Annotated in this window: 14 protein-coding genes; 6 read left to right on the top strand and 8 right to left on the bottom strand. The window is 73.8% G+C overall.

Annotated features, from left to right (window positions below; all coding sequences use genetic code 11):
- Positions 1–2 precede the first annotated feature (2 nt).
- Both ACT17Q_RS16180 and ACT17Q_RS16175 read left to right on the top strand, forming a co-directional pair.
- Positions 3–728 (top strand): SDR family oxidoreductase, encoded by a 726-nt coding sequence (locus ACT17Q_RS16180; protein ID WP_444663739.1) that lies wholly within the window; start codon positions 3–5, stop codon positions 726–728.
- Between the two features lie 83 nt (positions 729–811).
- On the top strand, positions 812–1,594 hold the full coding sequence (locus ACT17Q_RS16175; RefSeq protein WP_444663737.1) for a hypothetical protein: 783 nt from the start codon (positions 812–814) through the stop codon (positions 1,592–1,594).
- A 24-nt stretch (positions 1,595–1,618) separates the two neighbouring features.
- On the opposite strand, the gene ACT17Q_RS16170 is transcribed toward ACT17Q_RS16175, so the two are convergent.
- The 8 genes from ACT17Q_RS16170 to ACT17Q_RS16135 form a co-directional block, all read right to left on the bottom strand.
- On the bottom strand, positions 1,619–2,845 hold the full coding sequence (locus tag ACT17Q_RS16170; RefSeq protein WP_444663735.1) for a hypothetical protein: 1,227 nt from the start codon (positions 2,843–2,845) through the stop codon (positions 1,619–1,621).
- Positions 2,845–3,981: a HesA/MoeB/ThiF family protein gene (locus tag ACT17Q_RS16165; protein ID WP_444663733.1), complete on the bottom strand. Its 1,137-nt coding sequence runs from the start codon at positions 3,979–3,981 to the stop codon at positions 2,845–2,847. Before ACT17Q_RS16165 ends, ACT17Q_RS16170 begins: the two co-directional genes overlap by 1 nt.
- Before the next feature lie 302 nt (positions 3,982–4,283).
- Entirely contained in the window at positions 4,284–4,805 is a 522-nt protein-coding gene (locus tag ACT17Q_RS16160) for an HAD-IA family hydrolase (RefSeq protein ID WP_444663731.1), read from the bottom strand.
- Positions 4,799–4,972, bottom strand: coding sequence for a hypothetical protein (locus ACT17Q_RS16155; protein WP_444663729.1), 174 nt, complete (start codon positions 4,970–4,972; stop codon positions 4,799–4,801). Before ACT17Q_RS16155 ends, ACT17Q_RS16160 begins: the two co-directional genes overlap by 7 nt.
- Positions 4,973–4,999: 27 nt before the next feature.
- On the bottom strand, positions 5,000–5,866 hold the full coding sequence (locus tag ACT17Q_RS16150) for a GNAT family N-acetyltransferase (protein WP_094181495.1): 867 nt from the start codon (positions 5,864–5,866) through the stop codon (positions 5,000–5,002).
- Between the two features lie 107 nt (positions 5,867–5,973).
- Positions 5,974–7,464 (bottom strand): endo-1,4-beta-xylanase, encoded by a 1,491-nt coding sequence (locus ACT17Q_RS16145; protein WP_444663726.1) that lies wholly within the window; start codon positions 7,462–7,464, stop codon positions 5,974–5,976.
- Positions 7,465–7,535: 71 nt separating this feature from the next.
- On the bottom strand, positions 7,536–9,644 hold the full coding sequence (locus ACT17Q_RS16140; protein WP_444663724.1) for a family 43 glycosylhydrolase: 2,109 nt from the start codon (positions 9,642–9,644) through the stop codon (positions 7,536–7,538).
- Between the two features lie 111 nt (positions 9,645–9,755).
- The gene (locus ACT17Q_RS16135) at positions 9,756–10,724 is read right to left on the bottom strand and encodes a pseudouridine synthase (protein ID WP_444663722.1); all 969 of its coding nucleotides are present in this window, start codon (positions 10,722–10,724) and stop codon (positions 9,756–9,758) included.
- A 226-nt stretch (positions 10,725–10,950) separates the two neighbouring features.
- Here ACT17Q_RS16135 and ACT17Q_RS16130 point away from each other — a divergent pair, with 226 nt between their 5' ends.
- From ACT17Q_RS16130 to ACT17Q_RS16115, 4 genes are all read left to right on the top strand, one after another.
- Positions 10,951–12,801, top strand: a complete 1,851-nt coding sequence (locus ACT17Q_RS16130; protein WP_094181499.1) for an ABC transporter ATP-binding protein — start codon at positions 10,951–10,953, stop codon at positions 12,799–12,801.
- Positions 12,798–14,588 (top strand): ABC transporter ATP-binding protein, encoded by a 1,791-nt coding sequence (locus ACT17Q_RS16125; protein WP_444663719.1) that lies wholly within the window; start codon positions 12,798–12,800, stop codon positions 14,586–14,588. The genes ACT17Q_RS16130 and ACT17Q_RS16125 overlap by 4 nt, the downstream gene beginning before the upstream one ends.
- Positions 14,589–15,182: 594 nt before the next feature.
- Positions 15,183–16,559, top strand: coding sequence for a condensation domain-containing protein (locus ACT17Q_RS16120; RefSeq protein ID WP_094181501.1), 1,377 nt, complete (start codon positions 15,183–15,185; stop codon positions 16,557–16,559).
- Complete coding sequence (locus tag ACT17Q_RS16115) at positions 16,556–17,035, top strand: hypothetical protein (protein WP_094181502.1); 480 nt, start codon at positions 16,556–16,558, stop codon at positions 17,033–17,035. The genes ACT17Q_RS16120 and ACT17Q_RS16115 overlap by 4 nt, the downstream gene beginning before the upstream one ends.
- The last annotated feature ends 6 nt before the right edge of the window (positions 17,036–17,041 follow it).

The following is a 17,041-nucleotide window of genomic DNA, read 5'->3' as shown; positions in this document are numbered from 1 at the left end:
GCATGACACAGAAGACGACGGCGCTGGTCACGGGCGCGAACAAGGGCATCGGGTACGAGATCGCGGCGGGCCTCGGCGCGCTCGGGTGGCGGGTCGGGGTCGGTGCGCGCGACGCGCAGCGCCGCGACGAGGCCGTCGCGCGGCTCCGCGCGGCGGGGGTCGACGCGTTCGGCGTCCCGCTCGACGTCACCGACGACGAGAGCGTCGCGGCCGCCGCCGCGCTGCTCGAGGACCAGGAGGGCCGCCTCGACGTGCTGGTCAACAACGCCGGGATCGTCGGTGGGGTGCCGCAGACGCCGACCATGGTCGCGCCGGAGACGATCCGGACGGCGGTCGAGACCAACGTCATCGGCGTCGTCCGGGTCACCAACGCGATGCTGCCGCTGCTGCGCCGCTCGCCCTCGCCGCGCGTCGTGCAGATGTCGAGCAGCGTGGGGTCGCTGACGTTGCAGACGACCCCGGGCGCCGACACCGGCCCGATCTCCGCCGCCTACTCCGTGTCGAAGACGTTCCTCAACGCGGTCGTCGTCCAGTACGCCAAGGAGCTCGCGGGCACGAACATCCTCATGAACGCGGCCTGCCCGGGCTTCGTGGCGACCGACCTCAACGGGTTCCGCGGGACACGCACGCCGCAGCAGGGCGCGCAGGTCGCGATCCAGCTCGCGACCCTGCCCGACGACGGCCCGACGGGCGGGTTCTTCAGCGACTCGGGCCCGATCCCCTGGTGAGGAGGGGCCCGCGATCGCACGGGCGCGGGTGCGGACCGGCAGGAACCGCCACGGATCGCCCCGCGCCGGCGCTACCCTGACGCGTGCCCCCGACCGTCTGCCGCACCGTCGTCGTGCTCGCCGTCGCGCTCGTGGCGGCCGCGGCGGGCGGGTGCGCCGACGACGAGTCCCGGGGGCGCGACGCCGCGCGGTCCACGCTCGAGACGCTGCTCGACCGGTCCGGGACCGAGGGCGACGAGATCGCGGAGATCGCCGCGGACGTCGTGGAGGCGGCGCGCGGGACCGGCGTCGTGATGGTGGGGGTCGAGCACGAGGAGTCGGCGGGCGGGTACGGCTCGCCGATCGGGTCGGTCACGCTCGGGATCACGGTCCCCGAGGTCGTCGTGGAGCAGGACTGGCAGCAGACCCGGCACGAGCAGGACCCCGGGCCGTACTGCTTCGAGGTGACGTTCCACCGCCGCGGTGTGCTCGACACCCGCGGGGTGGACTGCCCCGACGGCGGGCTCGTCGCGGTGCCCGTCCCGCCCGCGCGGCTGCCGCGCGTCGCCGTCAACGCGCACGACGCCGTGTGGTCGGTGCTCGAGGAGATGCCGGCCGAGCCCCCCGCACCGGACCGCGTGGTCGCGGACGTCACCGCCCGGCTCGAGCCGCACGCCAACGGCGTGACGCCGCTGGCCGAGGTCACGGCGGCGGTCCAGGACGGGTCGGTCGCGGTCGCGACGGGCGACGGGGACGAGTGCGTGCTCGTGGCGCGCGGCCCGGACGGCGTGGTGCGGGACGTGCACGTGCCGGGGGTCTACCTGCAGCCGGGCGAGCTGGGCTGCGTCGCGGGCACGGCGTTCGCGGACCTGCGACCGCCCCACTGACGCGGTGGGCCGCCGATCCGCGCGTCAGGCGCGCCGTCGGCGCTCGGCCAGGTCCCGCAGCGCCACGACCGCCGTCAGCAGGCGGGGGGACAGCAGCAGGATCCCGAGGACGAGCGCCTCGTAGAACGCCCACGTGGTGGGGCCCGCGGTGACGAGCGAGTCGCGCATCCACACCAGCAGGTGCCACGTCGACGGCAGGAACAGCACGACGAGGAACCATGCCGCGAGGAGCATCCCGCCCAGGTGCACGAACCGGTACCAGCGCGCGACCGCGAGGTCCTGCGGGGAGGTGGCGGCGAGCGTCGCGCGCTCGTCGGGCGTCAGGCGCCGGGCGGTGCGCCGCAGGAGCAGACGCGTGGTGCGCTGCAGGTGGGTGCAGCCGAGCAGCGCTGTCATCACCGCGTACACGTCGCTGCGCAGGAACACGAAGAACTGCACGACGATCGCGGACACCTCGACGAGCGCGAGCGCGGCGAGCAGGGCGTCCGGGCCGAGGCCGGCGGCGCGCAGCGTGAGCACCACGGCCAGGACGACGGTGTCGAACGCCATGCCCGCGAGCAGCGGCCCGACGCGTCGCCGCGGCGGCAGCGCCCACAGCCCGGTGAGGTTCGTCTCGAACGTCAGGAAGTACAGGCGGCGCGTGATGCGCAGCCGCGCGGGGACGCCGAGCGCGGCGGCGGCCATGACGTGCGCGAGCTCGTGCAGCCCGGCGAGCACGTAGGTGATGAGCGTGAGCGCGGCGAGGCTGCGCGCGGGCGTGCCGAGGAAGAACACGTCGAGCGCATCAGGACGCACGTCCGGGACGACGACGAGCAGGCCGACGACGACGACCGCACCGAGCCCCGCGAGCGCCGCGCCCCACCGGGAGAACAGCCACCGGGCCCGGGCGCGCGGGGCGACGACGAGCCCGCGCCCGGCCGGTGCGTCGTCGTCGGCCGCGACCGCGCGCTCGTCGTCCACGGCCGCGACGAACCCGAGCCGCACGAGGCCGGCCGCGAACGCGAGGACGTCCACGGGCTCGTCGGCGTCCGGCGGCGTGACGGCGCGCGAGACGTCGGCGACGGTGCGCCCCGCCGCCAGCAGGTCCAGGGCGCGGGCGCCGACGGCGGGGATCGCGACGAACCGCCCCGTGTCGGCACGCCCGACGACCACACGGTCGCCCTGGGCGGTGCGGGTCAGCGGGTGCAGCCGCAGCACGGACGTCGGCCCGAGCTGCGGGTCCGTGACCGGTGCGGGCGAGACCGCGGTCATCAGGCGACGGCGGCGCGCGCGGCCGCCCGGGCGGGGGCCGTCGCGCAGACCGGGCAGTCGGGGTCGGCGGGCCACGCATCGCTCGTCGTGCGGCCGTCGCCCGCGAAGTCGACGAGCTGGTAGCGGCCGAGCGACACGGGCGCGGTCAGCCCGGTGAGGAACCGCATCGCCTCGAACGACACCAGCCCGCCGAGCACGCTCGTCACCGGCCCGATCGCCCGGTTCGCGCGGTCCTGCTCGAGCACGCGCGGCCGCTCGACGACCTCCCGGTCGACGCCCTCGGCGAGTCGCGCGCGGTGCCGCTCCAGGCACTCGCGGCACGCCGAGCGGCCCGGGTCGACCGACCAGTACAGCCCCTGCGTGTACGCCAGGCCGCCGCGGATGAACGGCACGCCGGCAGCCACGCACGCCTCGTTGACCCAGCGGTCCACCTCGTCGGGCTCGTCGATCGCGGAGACCACGAGCGACGGCAGGTCGGACAGGGCCGAGCCGCGCAGCAGCGCCGTGACGTCGTCGGGCGACTCGACGCGTCGTCGGAACGCCTCCACGCGCAGCGTCGGGTCGAACGCCCGCAGCCACGCGGCGACCCGCTCGGCCTTCGGCTGCCCGACCTCCGCCTCGGTGTACGTGAACTGCCGCGCGAAGTTCCGCAGCTCCACGCGGTCCTGGTCGACCACGGTCACCGCGCCGACACCGAGCCCCGCGAGGTTCATCAGCACCGACGAGCCCAGCCCGCCCGCGCCGAGCACCAGCACGTGCGCGTCCCGCAGCAGCGACTGCGGCCGCTCGCGCGGCACGGACAGGGTGGTGAACGCGTCGAAGAACGCGAGGTTGCTGAAGTAGCGCTCGCGGTCGTGCGCGTCGGACGTCTGCGGCGCGGCCGCGTCCTCGAGCCAGCCGAGCCGGTCGAGCTGGGCGACGGCCGCCGCGACGTCGGCCGGCGTGACGGCGGGGTGGCGCTCGCGCAGCGCGGCGGCCAGCGCGGGCACGTCCCGGGTGCCGTCACGCAGCAGCGTGAGCAGCGCGAGCACCTGCCCGTCGGGGTCCGCGACTCGCGTGCGGACCCTCGGGTCGAGGCTGACGATCAGCTCGCCGTCGCCGGCGAGGCAGTTGAGCGACTTGAGACGGGGCAGCATGGTCGGTCCCTCGGGAGGCGGATGGGCGGGCGGACGAGACGAGCCGGCCCGGTCGTCGTGACCGGGCCGGCTCGCGGGCGGGATCAGGCGCCGCCGGCCTCCGGGTCGAGGTGGATCCGCGTCGCGGTGATCTCCTCGACCTCCATGATGTCGATCGTCATCTCCTTGCACCCCCTTGCATCCCTCGTCGGACTGTCGCCACTCGTCGCGGCGGCAACGTCGGACGAGGACACGTCGACGCCGCGGCTGATACGCGGGGACGACGAGCTTCACCCGGCCCGCGCGCGGACGTCACCCGGAGCTCAGGGGAGTGCGAGCACCACGCGGTCACCCTCGACGCGGGCTCTGACCTGGCGGAAGTCGTCGACTCGCCGCAGTCCCCTGGTGGTGGGCGACTCGTGGCCGCCGACGACCACGGTGAACGCCCCGGCGGCCCTCGCGGCCCGCAGGCCCGCCTCCGCGTCCTCGAAGACCGCGCAGTCGTCGGCGGGCACCCCGAGCGCGGATGCCGCACGCAGGAACCCGTCAGGAGCGGGCTTGCCGGCTGCGACGTCCTCCGCGGCGACGAGAACGGTGGGGCACGGCAGGCCGACCGCCGTCAGCCGGCGCACCGCGAGCTCCCGCTCGGCCGACGTCACCACGGCGACGCGCGCGTCGGGCAGCGAGGCGAGCAGGTCCCGCGCACCGGGGATCGCGGTGAGCCCGTCGAGGCGGACGAGCTCGGCGGCCTCGATCTCCGCTGCGACGACGCGTGCCTGGTGCGGGTCCGGCAGGAAGTCGGCGACCGTGTCGATCGTGCGGCGCCCGTGGGAGACGCTCAGCACCGCGTCGAGGTCGACGCCGTGCGCGGCGGCGAACTCGCCCCAGACGGCTCGACGACCGCGGTGGAGTCCACGAGCGTGCCGTCCATGTCGAGCAGGACGGCCGCGACGGTCACCTCGTCCGCGGGGGGCGTTCGTGCATCGGCGGCGTCGAGCGGGTGGGTCGTCACTCGTCGGACGCTATCCGGCGGAGCCCGTCACGTGGGGCGGGTGCGGTCCAGCCGGACGGGTCCGGGCTCGTACCCGGCGGAGCGGTACGTGGCGACCGCGGAGGTGAGCGAGGTGGGGGTGCACACCTGCGCCGACGACGCGCCGAGGGCGCGGAGCGTCGACGCGGCCGCGAGGCAGATCGCCCGGCCGTACCCGCGCCCGCGGTGCTCGGCGTGCACGCCCATCGGCTCCAGCAGACCCGGCCGGCCCGGGCCGGCCGACCACACGGTGACGCCCGCGACGGGCACGCCCGAGGCGTCACGGCCGAGCAGGCAGCGCGCCTCGGCGGACGGCACCCCGGCCGCCATGGTCCGCCACACCTCGTCGGTGAACCGCTCGTTCCCCCACGCCGAGCGGTGGACGGCGGTGAAGTCGGCGCACGTCTCGGCGGAGACCTCCTCGACGTGCAGGTCCGGCTCCGGCACCGGTGCGCGCAGGTCGCGGCGCAGCGGTGTCCAGGACTCGCCCGCGGGCCAGCCGCGCTCACCGAGCAGCTCGTGCACGCGGCTCGCGTTCGGCGACTCGACGACGACCGCACCCTCGGGCAGGACACCGCGACGAGGGTCGACGACGTCCGCGACGACCTGGCGCGCGACCTCGTCGGAACGCCACGCCCCGGGCGTGAGCGTCAGGCGCAGCGCGTCGGGGCCGTCGAGGAAGCCGATCGCGACGAGCTCGTCGTCCCGGCTCCACGTCCGGACGGCTGCGGCCACGGCGTCCGTGCCGAACCGCCAGAACCAGCCCAGGTCACCGGGGTGCAGCTGCAGGGGCACGGCCTCGTCCTGCCACGCGCGCAGGGTCGCGACGACGTGCGCGAGCCGGTCCGGTGCGGGCGTCGACGAGGTGATCGGCATGCCTCGATCCCACACCCCGCCGGCCGCGGGGCGCACGGCAATTGCGTCGGACGGGCCGGGGTCGGCCCGGTCACGCGGACCGGACCGACCCCGGGGGAGTGCGTCGGTCAGCCGACGCGGACCAGCTGCCACTGCTGGTTGGCGCCGCCCCAGCTGGAGTACTGGACGATGTTCGCGCCGTCGGCCGTCGAGGCGCCCTGCACCTCGAGCGCCTTGCCGCTGTTGCGGCTGATCAGCGTCGCGTAACCGTTGGAGACGGTCGCCCGCCACTGCTGGTTGGCGCCGTTGTTGTCGGTCCACTGGACGATCGCCGCGCCGTCGGCCGTGGACTTCGCGTACACGTCGAGGTTCTTGCCCGACAGGCGCGAGCGGATCTCGTAGTAGCCGTCACCGGTGGCGACGAACTGCCACTGCTGCTGGTTGCCGTTGTTGCGCGACCACTGCGTGATGCGCGCACCGTCGTTGGTGGCGAGGTTGTACACGTCGAGCGCCTTGCCGCTGTTGCGGTTCAGCAGCACGTACCAGGCGTTCGTGTCGATGGACGAGTCGCCCGGGTTACCGGGGTTGCCGGGGTTGCCGCCGCCCGCGTTGAGCGCGTTGAGGACCGAGGTGTACGCGGCCTTCTTGTTGCCCGACGCGTCGAACAGCAGCGGGTTGGCGCCCGTGCGCCACGAGTCGGAGTCCCGCACACCCCACACGGTGATGCCGTTGCAGCGCGCGATCGCGAGGCACGCGTTCGTCACCTGGGCGTACATGTTCGCCTGGTTGCCGCCCTGCTGGATGTCGAGCTCGGTGATCTGCACGTCGACGCCCAGGTCGGCGAACCGCTGCAGGTTGGCCTGGTAGTCACCCGGCAGGCTCGTCCCGAGGTGCGACTGGAACCCGACGCAGTCGATCGGCACGCCGCGGGCCTTGAAGTCACGGACCATGTTGTAGACGCCCGTGGACTTCGCGTTGATGCCGTCGGTGTTGTAGTCGTTGTAGCAGAGCTTGGCGCCCGGGTCCGCGGCGCGGGCGGCGCGGAACGCGGCCTCGATCCAGTCGTTGCCGGTGCGCTGCAGGCTCGAGTCACGGCGGCTGCCGCGCCCGTCGTCGGCGAACGCCTCGTTGACGACGTCCCACGAGTGGATCTTGCCGCGGTAGTACGACGCGACGCGCGTGACGTGGTTGATCGCGGCGCTGCGCAGCGCGCTGCCGGACAGGTTCTGCGCCCAGCCGGGCATCTGCGCGTGCCACAGCAGCGCGTGACCGCGCACCTGCTTGCCGTTGGAGCGTGCCCAGTTGGCGATCTGGTCGCCGCGGCTGAAGTTGAAGTTGTTCTGCGACGGCTCCGTCGCGTCCCACTTCATCTCGTTCTCGGCGGTGATCATGTTGAACTCGCGGTTGGCGATCGACGAGTACGTCGAGTCGCTCAGCCGGCCCGCGGCGATGGCCGTGCCGAAGTACCGGCCCTTCTCCGCGGCGGACGCGCCGAGCGTCGAGGCCGCCTGGGCGGGGTTGGCGAGCGCGACCATCGTCGTGAGGGCCAGTCCGGTGGTGGCGGCGAGCGCGACCGCTCGTCGCCGCCAGCCGTGCTGCCGTGGGCTTGTCGTGCGCATGCGTGACTCACTCTCTGTCGGGACCGTGCGCTGGTCGCACGGTCGACGGTTGCCGACGACGTGCGGGAGGTTCAGGGCGTGGTGAGGTCGAAGCTGCGGACCGTCACGGCGCCGCCGAGCGCCTGCGTGGCGTAGTTGAAGATCCCGAACCGGTAGCCCATGAAGAACTCCCACTGGTTGTTCAGGACGAACGCGGGTCCGAGCGGCACGAACGTGGTGCCGTCGGTGCTGTAGGAGAACGTGGCGGTCCGGCCGGAGCCCGGGCGGATGTCGGCGGTGGCGCGCAGCCAGATCCGCCCGCCCGAGACGTTCGCCGACGCGCGCTCGACCCCGGTCCCGGTGGTCTGCCACGAGCTGTTCATGGTGAGGCCGTCGGTCATCACCACGCGGGTGCCGCCGTTCGCGCGGACCACCCCGATCCACGCCGACGACTGCCGCAGCATCGCCAGCCCCGCGCGGTCGCCGTTCGCCATCGCGGAGTAGTCGAGCTCGATCGTCGCGGTCGACGTCGGCCCTTGGATGCGGTGGGTGAGGGTGTTGCGCGCGCTGTACAGGTCGCCCGTGACGGTGGCCGTCTGCAGGCGCAGCCCGTTGCCGACGCTGAACCGGCTGGTGTCGGGGTTGTGGTTCCACTCCCACCGGTGGCCCAGGGTCGGTCCGACGAAGGTGTCGCGGCCGGTCATCGGGGCGACCGTCTTGCTCGTCGTGATGTTCGGGCGGTTGTACGTGGTGCCCCAGCGGCCGTTGACGGTCTGCAGGGTGGGCCAGCCGTCGGCGGTCCACGTGATCGGCGCGAGGGTGGGCATGCGGCCGCCCGGGTACGCGTCGGTGAAGGCCATGTACCACCAGTCGCCGGCCTGCGTCTGGACCAGGCCACCCTGGTGCGGGACCCCGCCACCGGAGATCGGGCCCGGCAGGTCGAGCAGCACCTGACGCATCTCGTACGGGCCGAACGGCGAGCGCGAGCGCAGCACGTACTGGCCGTTCGCGGGGCGCGTCAGCCAGATGTAGTAGTACCCGTTGCGCTTGTAGAAGCGCGCGCCCTCCAGGGTGCCGACGTTCGACGGCGTCTGGAACACCTGCTGCGCGCGCACCTGCCCGGTGCCGTCGGCGTTGAGCTGCGCGACGCTGATCGTGCCGTTGCCGTACGCCACGTACATCGTGTCGTCGTCGTCGACCAGCAGGCCCGCGTCGTAGTAGCAGTTGTTGATCCGGGCCTTCTTCGACCACGTGCCGTCGACCGCCGAGGCCGTGTACACGTAGGTGCGGTTGAACTCGGTGCAGCCCAGCCAGTAGTAGGTGCTGTTGCTCTTGCGGTAGCCGAGCGTCGACGCCCAGATGCCCTTGACGTACTTGCGCCCCCCGGACAGGTCGTACCCGCTGTCGTCGAAGTCGAGACGCGGCACCGAGTGCCCGGCGTACTCCCAGTTCACCAGGTCGTACGAGCGCAGGATCGGTGCGCCGGGGGAGTAGTGCATGGTCGACGCCGAGTAGTAGTAGGCGTCACCGACGCGGATGATGTCGCCGTCCGCGAAGTCCTGCCAGACCACGGGGTTGGTGAACGTGCCGGTCTGCGGCGGTGGCGTGGTGCTGCCGCCCCCCAGCCGCACGAGCTGCCACTGCTGGTTCGCGCCGTTCCAGTCCGCGTACTGCACCACGTTCGCGCCGTCGGCGGTGGACGCGTTCTGCACCTCGACGGCCTTGCCGCTGTGCCGGGCGATCAGCTGGATGTAGCCGTCGACGTCCTGGACGCTGAACTGCTGGTTGGTGCCGCCCGTGTCGGACCACTGGATCACGGCGGCGCCGTCGGCGGTGGACCGGCCCGAGATGTCGAGGACCTTGCCCGACAGGCGCGACTTGAGCTTGTAGTAGCCGCCGCCCGAGTCGACGAACTGCCACTGCTGCTGCGCGCCGTCGTTGCGGGACCACTGGGTGATCCGCGCGCCGTCGTTGGTCGCGAGGTTGTACACGTCGAGCGCCTTGCCGGACTGGCGGTTGAGCAGCACGTACGACGCGGTGGTGTCGATGGTCGCGGCGGTGGCGGCGGGTGCCGCGACGACCGCGACGAGCGCGGGGAGCGCGAGGCCCGCCAGCGCGAGGACGGTGGTCCAGCGTCGTCGCCGTGGGCGACGGTGGGCCGGCTGGGCATGGTGGGTGGACACGACGACGGTGTCGCTCATGGTGCACGCTCCCGGAAGCGAAGCTCGAGCCGCGCGCCGTGTTATCGCTCACACGACGCCTTGGCGCGACTGTGGCACGCGCTTCCCAAGGTGCGGATCCGGGAGAAACGATTAGCCCTGCAAGCCCGTCCCACCCCCCTCGGGCGTCTGTGCGACGAGTGGCAGGGCGCGGACGCTGCGGAACCGCCGGGGGGCGCCGTCGACGGGGTCGGTGAACGCGACCGCGGCGGCCAGCAGCTGCAGGGGCGTGCGGAAGTCGTCGACCGCGACGTCGCGCTCGACCGGGTAGAGCGGGTCGCCGACGATCGGGATGCCCAGACCGGACAGGTGCAGCCGCAGCTGGTGGGTGCGGCCCGTGCGCGGCGTGAGGCGGTACACGCCCAGCCGGGTGCCGTCCGGCCCGTCGACCTCGTGGTCCAGCTCGACGAGGGTCTCGGCGTTGACGGGCGCCCCCGGGACGACCTGGGCCTGCGCGGTGCCGCGGTCCTTGCGGATGTGGTCGCGCACGACGAGCGGGAGCTCGAGGTCCGGGCGCAGCGGCGCGAGCGCGAGGTACGTCTTGTCCACCCGGCGGCGCTCGAACGCGCTCTGGTACGGCCCGCGCCAGCGCTGCTCGGTCGCCAGCAGGAGCAGGCCCGAGGTCACGCGGTCGAGCCGGTGCAGCGGGGACAGCTCGGGCAGGCCCAGGGCCGCGCGCATCCGCACGACGACGCTCTGCGTCACGTGCCGGCCGCGCGGGATCGTGGACAGGAACGGCGGCTTGTCGACGACGACGAGCCGGTCGTCCCGGTGCACGACGTGCACCACGCCCGGCACGGGCGGCTCGTCGCGCAGGTCGCGGTGGAACCACACGTACCGCGCGGGGACGAAGGCGTCGTCGTCGTGCAGCGCGCGGCCGGTCTCGTCGACGAACCGGCCCTCGGTCAGCATCCCCGCGACGTCCACGTGCTCGGGCAGCCGGTGACGCAGCCACGCGCCCATGGTCGGCCACGGCGCGGGCGTGGTGCCGACCCGGTCGGGCGTGCGCAGGCGGGCGGCGTCGAGGCCGTGGCGTGCCGGGAGCGGGGAGCGGGGTGGCACGCGGCGAGTCTACGAGCGGGTCGCCGTCCGGTCCGCTGCGCGAGCCCCTGGACAAGCCGCTGCGCGAGCCGCTGGGCGGTCCGCTGTGGCGGTCTGGCCTGCGTGGACGCACACGCCCGTGCCCGTCAGGCGAGACGACGCGCCGGTCGCGCTTGACGGGACCAAGGTCCCGGGTGCCAGGATGCGCGGCATGACGGGGGGCAAAGAGGTGCAATCGGCGCATCCGGTGTGGGAGCGCGTCCACCGGCGGCAGGCGGCCGCGCGGCAGATGCGCGAGCTCGCGCCGTACGCCGGAGCGCCGCTCCTCGCGCTCACGATCGGCGTCCACGTCCTCGCGGGCGTCGCGCCGGTCGTCTTCCTGGTGTCGACGGCCCTCGCGCTGCCCGACGTCGTCTCGGGCGGCCTGCCGCCCGCGCTGTGGGTCGCCATCGGGGCGTTCCTGCTGCAGCAGCTGCTCGCCCCCGTCCAGCTGGTCCTGTCCCGGGAGATCGCGCGCCGCGTCGACGCGGCGTGCATCGCCCGGCTCACGCGCTTCACGCTCGACGAGGCGACGCTCGCCGGGCTCGAGCGGCCCGACGTCGCGGACCGGCTCACGCAGGTCGACGAGGCGTTCGAGCAGTGGGTGTGGACGCCCGGCTCGGCGCTCGAGGGCGGGCTCGCGCTGACGGCGCGCTACGTGCAGCTCACCGGCGCGGTCGTGCTGCTCGGGTGGGCGGCCGGCCCGTGGGCCGCGCTCGCGGGGGCGGTCGCGGCGGTCGTCGCACGGCAGGGTCAGGCCGAGGCGTTCCACCGGTGGGGCGAGCTGTGGGGCTCGTTCCAGCCGGCCCGCCGCCGGGTGCAGTACGTGCGCGAGCTCGCGACGAGCACGCGGGCCGCCAAGGAGATCCGCACGCTCGGCCTGCTCGGCTGGCTGGAGGACCGCTTCTCGGCCGAGACCCGAGGCTGGCTCGGGCCGCTGTGGACCTGGCGGCGCCGGGTCTACGGGCGCCCGTTCGTGGGGCACGCGGTCGCGGCCCTCGTCGGCTCGGCGGTCGCGCTCCTGCTCGTGTCCGACGTCGCGGGCGACGACGGTGCGCGGCTCGTCGCGGTCAGCGTGGCGGTCCAGGCGGTCGTGCTGTGCGCCCGGTTCGGCGTCATGTTCCCCGAGTCGGACATCAAGCTCGTCTACGGGCGCGCCGCGTACACCGCGATGCAGCAGCTCGAGGCCTCGATCCGGGAGCAGGCCGGCCCGGTCGCCGCCCGCACGGACGCCCCGGCCCCCACGCGCACCATCACGTTCTCCGGCGTGGGCTTCGGGTACCGCCCGGACCTGCCGGTCCTCGACGGGCTCGACCTCGAGCTGCCCGTCGGGACCTCGACCGCCCTGATCGGCGTGAACGGCGCGGGCAAGTCGACGCTGGTCAAGGTGCTCGCGGGCATCTACCCGCCGGACTCGGGCGTCGTGACGGTCGACGGCGTCGACCTGCGCACCTACGACCAGACGGCGTGGCAGCGGAACTTCGCGGTGACGTTCCAGGACTTCCTGCGCTACGAGCTCACGCTGCGCGACAACGTCGCCATGGGGGCGATCGCGCACCGCGACGACGACGACGGCATCGTCTCGGCGCTCACGCGCGTCGGCCTCGGCGACCTGCTCGCCGGCCTGCCGCTGGGACTGGAGTCGCCGCTGACGCGGTCGGTCGAGGGTGGTCGCGAGCTCTCGGGCGGGCAGTGGCAGCGCATCGCGCTGGCCCGGGCGCTGTTCGCGGTCCGGCACGGGGCGTCGGTCCTGGTGCTCGACGAGCCGACCTCGCAGCTCGACGCGCGGGGCGAGGCGGAGTTCTACGACACGTTCCTGGAGCTCACGCGCGGCGTGACGAGCCTGGTGATCTCGCACCGGTTCTCCACGGTCCGCAACGCCGACCGCATCGTGGTGCTCGACGGTGGGCGGATCACCGAGGTCGGCACGCACGACGAGCTCGTCGCCGCCGGTGGCGTGTACGCGCAGATGTTCGACGTCCAGGCGCGCCGCTTCGACCACAAGGACGCCGCGGACGCGCAGGCGCCGGCCGCGGAGCTCAAGGGGGCTGCACTGTGAGGGACGTCCTGTTCTGCCTGCGCCGCCTGTTCGCGATCGCGTGGACGATCGACCGACGCCGGTTCGTCATCGGCGCGACGCTCCTGCTCCTCGGCGCGATCGCGACCCCGGTCGTGGGTCTCGGCGCGGGGCGCGTGGTGGACGGCGTCAACGACGGCGACCCGAGCACGGCGGCCGTGTGGGGCGTGGCGCTCGCGGTCGCGCTCGCGGGCGAGCTGATGCTCGCGCACTTCGCGCACCTCTACTACTTCGAGCTCGCGGAGCTCACCGAGGAGCAGCTCAACCGCGACCTCGTGCGGCTCGTGAACGGCTCGACGTACCTGGACCGCAGCGACGACCCGGCGCACGCCGACCGCGTCGACCTGCTGCGGCAGGACGTGCTGCAGATGCGCGAGACCATCCAGTCCGGCCTCCAGCTCGGGGCGACGGCCGTGGGCGTGGTCCTCACCGCGGCCGTGCTCGTCACGCTCTCGCCCTGGTTCCTGCTCCTCATCGTCGCGGCGGTGGTGCCCGTGGTCGCGGGCAAGCGAGCCGAGGCGACGTTCCAGGTGACGCGCGAGGCGCAGTCGACGACCACGCGCGCGGTCCGCCACCTGCGGCGGCTCGCGACGAGCCCCGCGTCGCAGAAGGAGATCCGGCTCTCGGGCGGCGGCGACTACCTGCTCGGGCGTCAGCAGGACCTGCTCGGGGTCTACCAGTCGGCGATGGCGCGCGCGGACCGCAGGTACGCGCTCCAGCGCGGCGTCGGTCAGTTCACGTTCGGCCTCGCGTACGTCGGCGCCGTCCTCTGGGCGTTCGAGCTCGTGCGGCAGGGCCGGGCGAGCGCGGGTGACGTGGTCCTCACGGTCGTGCTCGCCACCCAGCTCGCGACGCAGATGGCCACGGGCGTCGAGCTGCTCGGCACCGTGCACCGCGCCGCGGCGGGCCTGCGACGGTTCTCGGCGTTCGCGGCCGAGCAGCTCGCGGACCTCGTCCCGGTGGGTGGCCTGTCGTCGGCGGGCTCGGCCGGCTCGGCGGGCGGCGGCCTGCGCCTCGAGGGACTGACGTTCCGCTACCCGGGCGCCGCGGCCGACACGCTGCACGGGATCGACCTCGACCTGCCGGGCGGCACGTCCGTCGCGGTCGTCGGGGAGAACGGCGCCGGCAAGAGCACGCTGCTCAAGGTGCTGACCGGCCTCTATGCCCCGACTCACGGCCGGGTCGTCGTCGGTGGCACGGACCTCGCGACGGTCGCGCCGACCGCGTGGCGCGAGCGGACCGCGGCGCTCTACCAGGACTTCGCGCGGGTCGAGCTCGCGCTGCGGGAGAGCGTCGGGCTCGGTCACCTGCCGACGGGCTTCGACGACGGTGCCGTCGGCTCGGCGCTGGAGCGCGCGCGTGCCGGTGGCCTGGCGTCGCAGATCGGGCTCGACGGCGTCCTCGGGAACGGGTACGCCGACGGGCGGGACCTGTCCGGCGGCCAGTGGCAGACGATCGGTCTCGCGCGCACGCTCATGCGGCCCGACCCGCTCCTGCTGGTGCTCGACGAGCCGGGCTCGGCGCTCGACGCGCTCGCCGAGCAGCGCCTGGTGGACGCCTACCAGGCGACGGCGAAGGAGGTCGCGGCCACGGTCGGCGGTGTCACGGTGTTCGTCACCCACCGCCTGTCGACGGTCCAGCTCGCCGACCGCATCGTGGTCCTCGACGAGGGTCGGGTGGTCGAGCACGGGTCGCACGCGGAGCTGCTCGCCTCGGGTGGCCGGTACGCGCAGCTCTGGGAGCTGCAGGCGCGCGCGTACGCGCGCTGACCCGGCCCTGGGCCGGCCCGGGCGCCGTCCGGTGTCCCCGGGAGACGCCGGTCCAGCCATCTCATCATCCGGTCCAAGCAGGGCGTGAATGTTTCTCGGACGTTTCCGCGAGGATATGCCGAATGAGATTCTCCGGAAGGTCGTTGACGGCCCGGCGCGGGCGATGGTAAATGCGCCCCTCCGCGTGTTCGAGAATGTGGCGGGCGAACATTAGCGATCACGCTGCGTCCTAATCGATTTATGGTCCAGAATGGTCCGCGTCGTGGCCTGCGGAACCGATACGTTTCATGCCGACGCATCGCGAAGATGCAGGACACAACGATTTTTCGTACGACAGTGCACCGCCGGCCCTCCCGCCCCGAGGTCATTCCTCGGCCGCGGAGGGGACGGCGGTGATCAGGGGAGGAGCGGCGCACGGTCCGGGCAGGGACTGCGTCCGCTCTGGCGTTCGCGCCGCAGTTTTCGTGACCAGAGGGATATGTCGTCGCGCCCCTGCGCGGCGTATTTCTCGGACCGGTCGTCGGGGGTGGGTCTCGCGCACCCTCGAACCGGTCGACGTGTCATTCCCACCGCCCGGACGACGGCAGGAGATCGATGGACCTCGACCCGAAGCCCGTGACGATCACGTTCACGGGACGCGCCGCACGCACGGCGCCCATGACGTGGGGCCAGAGGTCGATCTACGCGTCCATCCGCTGGCTCGGCGACGACGCCTGGTACTTCAACCTGACGCGCGTCGTCGAGGCGCCGCCCGGGACGCGCGAGGACCAGGCGTGCGCCGCGCTCGCGGCACTCCTCGCCCGGCACGAGGGTCTGCGCTCGTCGTTCCACGAGACCGACGACGACTGGGTCCAACGCGTCCGAGCCGAAGGGGCGACCACCGTCCACGTCACGTCGGCCGACCCGTCCGACGCGCCCGAGGTGGCGCACGCGCTGGCCGCGCGGCTGGCGCAGCACACGTTCCGGCACGACGACGAGCTGCCCGTCCGGTTCGGCCTCGTCGTCGCCGGGCCGCGGTCCGGTCAGGGGGACGACGAGCACGCGGGCACGCAGGTCACGCACGTCGTCGTCGCGGTGTCGCACCTCGCGGCGGACGGCTGGGCGGCCGACCTGCTGAAGCGCGACGTCGAGCGGCTCCTCGACGGCTCGGCCGAGGCGCCGCCGCAGTGGCAGCCCGTCGACCAGGCACGCCACGAGCTCGCGGGCCCGGGTGCGGCCCGGGGCGACGCCGCGCTCGCGTACTGGTCCCGGACCCTGGAGGCGATCCCGCACGCGCCGTTCCCTCCGGCCGAGGCCGACGGCAAGCCCGACCGGTTCGTGAAGCTCGGGATCTCGTCGCGCGCGCTCGCGGTCGCGGCGACCGTCGTGGCGGGCCGGTGCGGCGTGAGCACGGGCACGGTCCTGCTCACGGCGTCCGTGGTCGTCCTCGGGCGCCTCATCGGGCAGGACCGCGTGGCCCTCGAGCTCATCGCGAGCAACCGGCTCGACGAGCGCAGCCGGGGACTGGTCGCGCCGCTGGCCGAGAACGCGCTGTTCGTCGTCGACCTGGCGGGAGCGGACGACTTCCGCACCGCCGCGCGCCGGACGTTCGCCGCCGGGCTCAGCGCGTACCGCCACGCGCAGTACGACCCGCAGGCGCGAGACCGGCTGGTCGCGCAGGCCCGCGAGCGCCACGGCGGCGGCACGGGCCTCGGGTCCTTCTTCAACGACATGCGGATCGGCCGCGACTGGGCGGTCGACGTCGACGCGTACGGCTCCCTCGACGCGGTCCGCGCGCTCACGGCGCAGACGACCACCTCGTTCGTCGGCTCGTGGGACCGCCAGGACGCGACGTGGTTCGTGAGCGTGGACGACGCGGACGGCACGTGCGGCCTGTACCTCATGGCGGACACCGAGCTCGTGCCGCGGCACCGCGTGGAGGAGCTGCTGCGCGAGATGGAGTCGGTCGTGGTCGAGGCGGTGGCCGGATGAGCAACCCCATCACCTACGCGCCGCGCCACGTCCGGGCGCTGCCGCCCGTGCAGGCCCAGGGGCGCACGCTCAAGGCCTACGCGATGGTCGCGCGCGAGCAGGACCGCGACCGCACGCCGAGCGCGCAGTGGCTGCGGGAGCAGGCCTCGGCGGCGTTCGGGGACCCGCCGGGGGAGGGCGACCACCCGTGGGGGTTCCTCATCTGGCACGCGGGCCTGCAGCGCGACTACCTGCTCGTGAGCCAGTGGTTCGACGCGGACATGCTCAAGCACCGGGTGCGGGGCGTGCACGTCGACGACGAGGGGCGCACGACGCTCGCGCCGCTGGACGAGCAGGACCTCGTCGCGTGCGTGTGGGAGCTCGAGGTCGTCGCGTTCGAGCGTGACGCGTGGGTCACCAACGTCCTGGCCGCGGGACGGCTGGACGACGAGACCGCGGCGGCGTACGTCGGCACGACGTTCTCGGGGTGGGTGTGAGCGCGG

Origin of the sequence: Cellulomonas sp. CW35 (assembly GCF_052378485.1) — a bacterium.
Taxonomy (GTDB): domain Bacteria; phylum Actinomycetota; class Actinomycetes; order Actinomycetales; family Cellulomonadaceae; genus Cellulomonas; species Cellulomonas uda.
The sequence above is the reverse complement of the archived record's forward strand: the minus strand, read 5'-3'. Positions and strand labels throughout refer to the sequence as shown.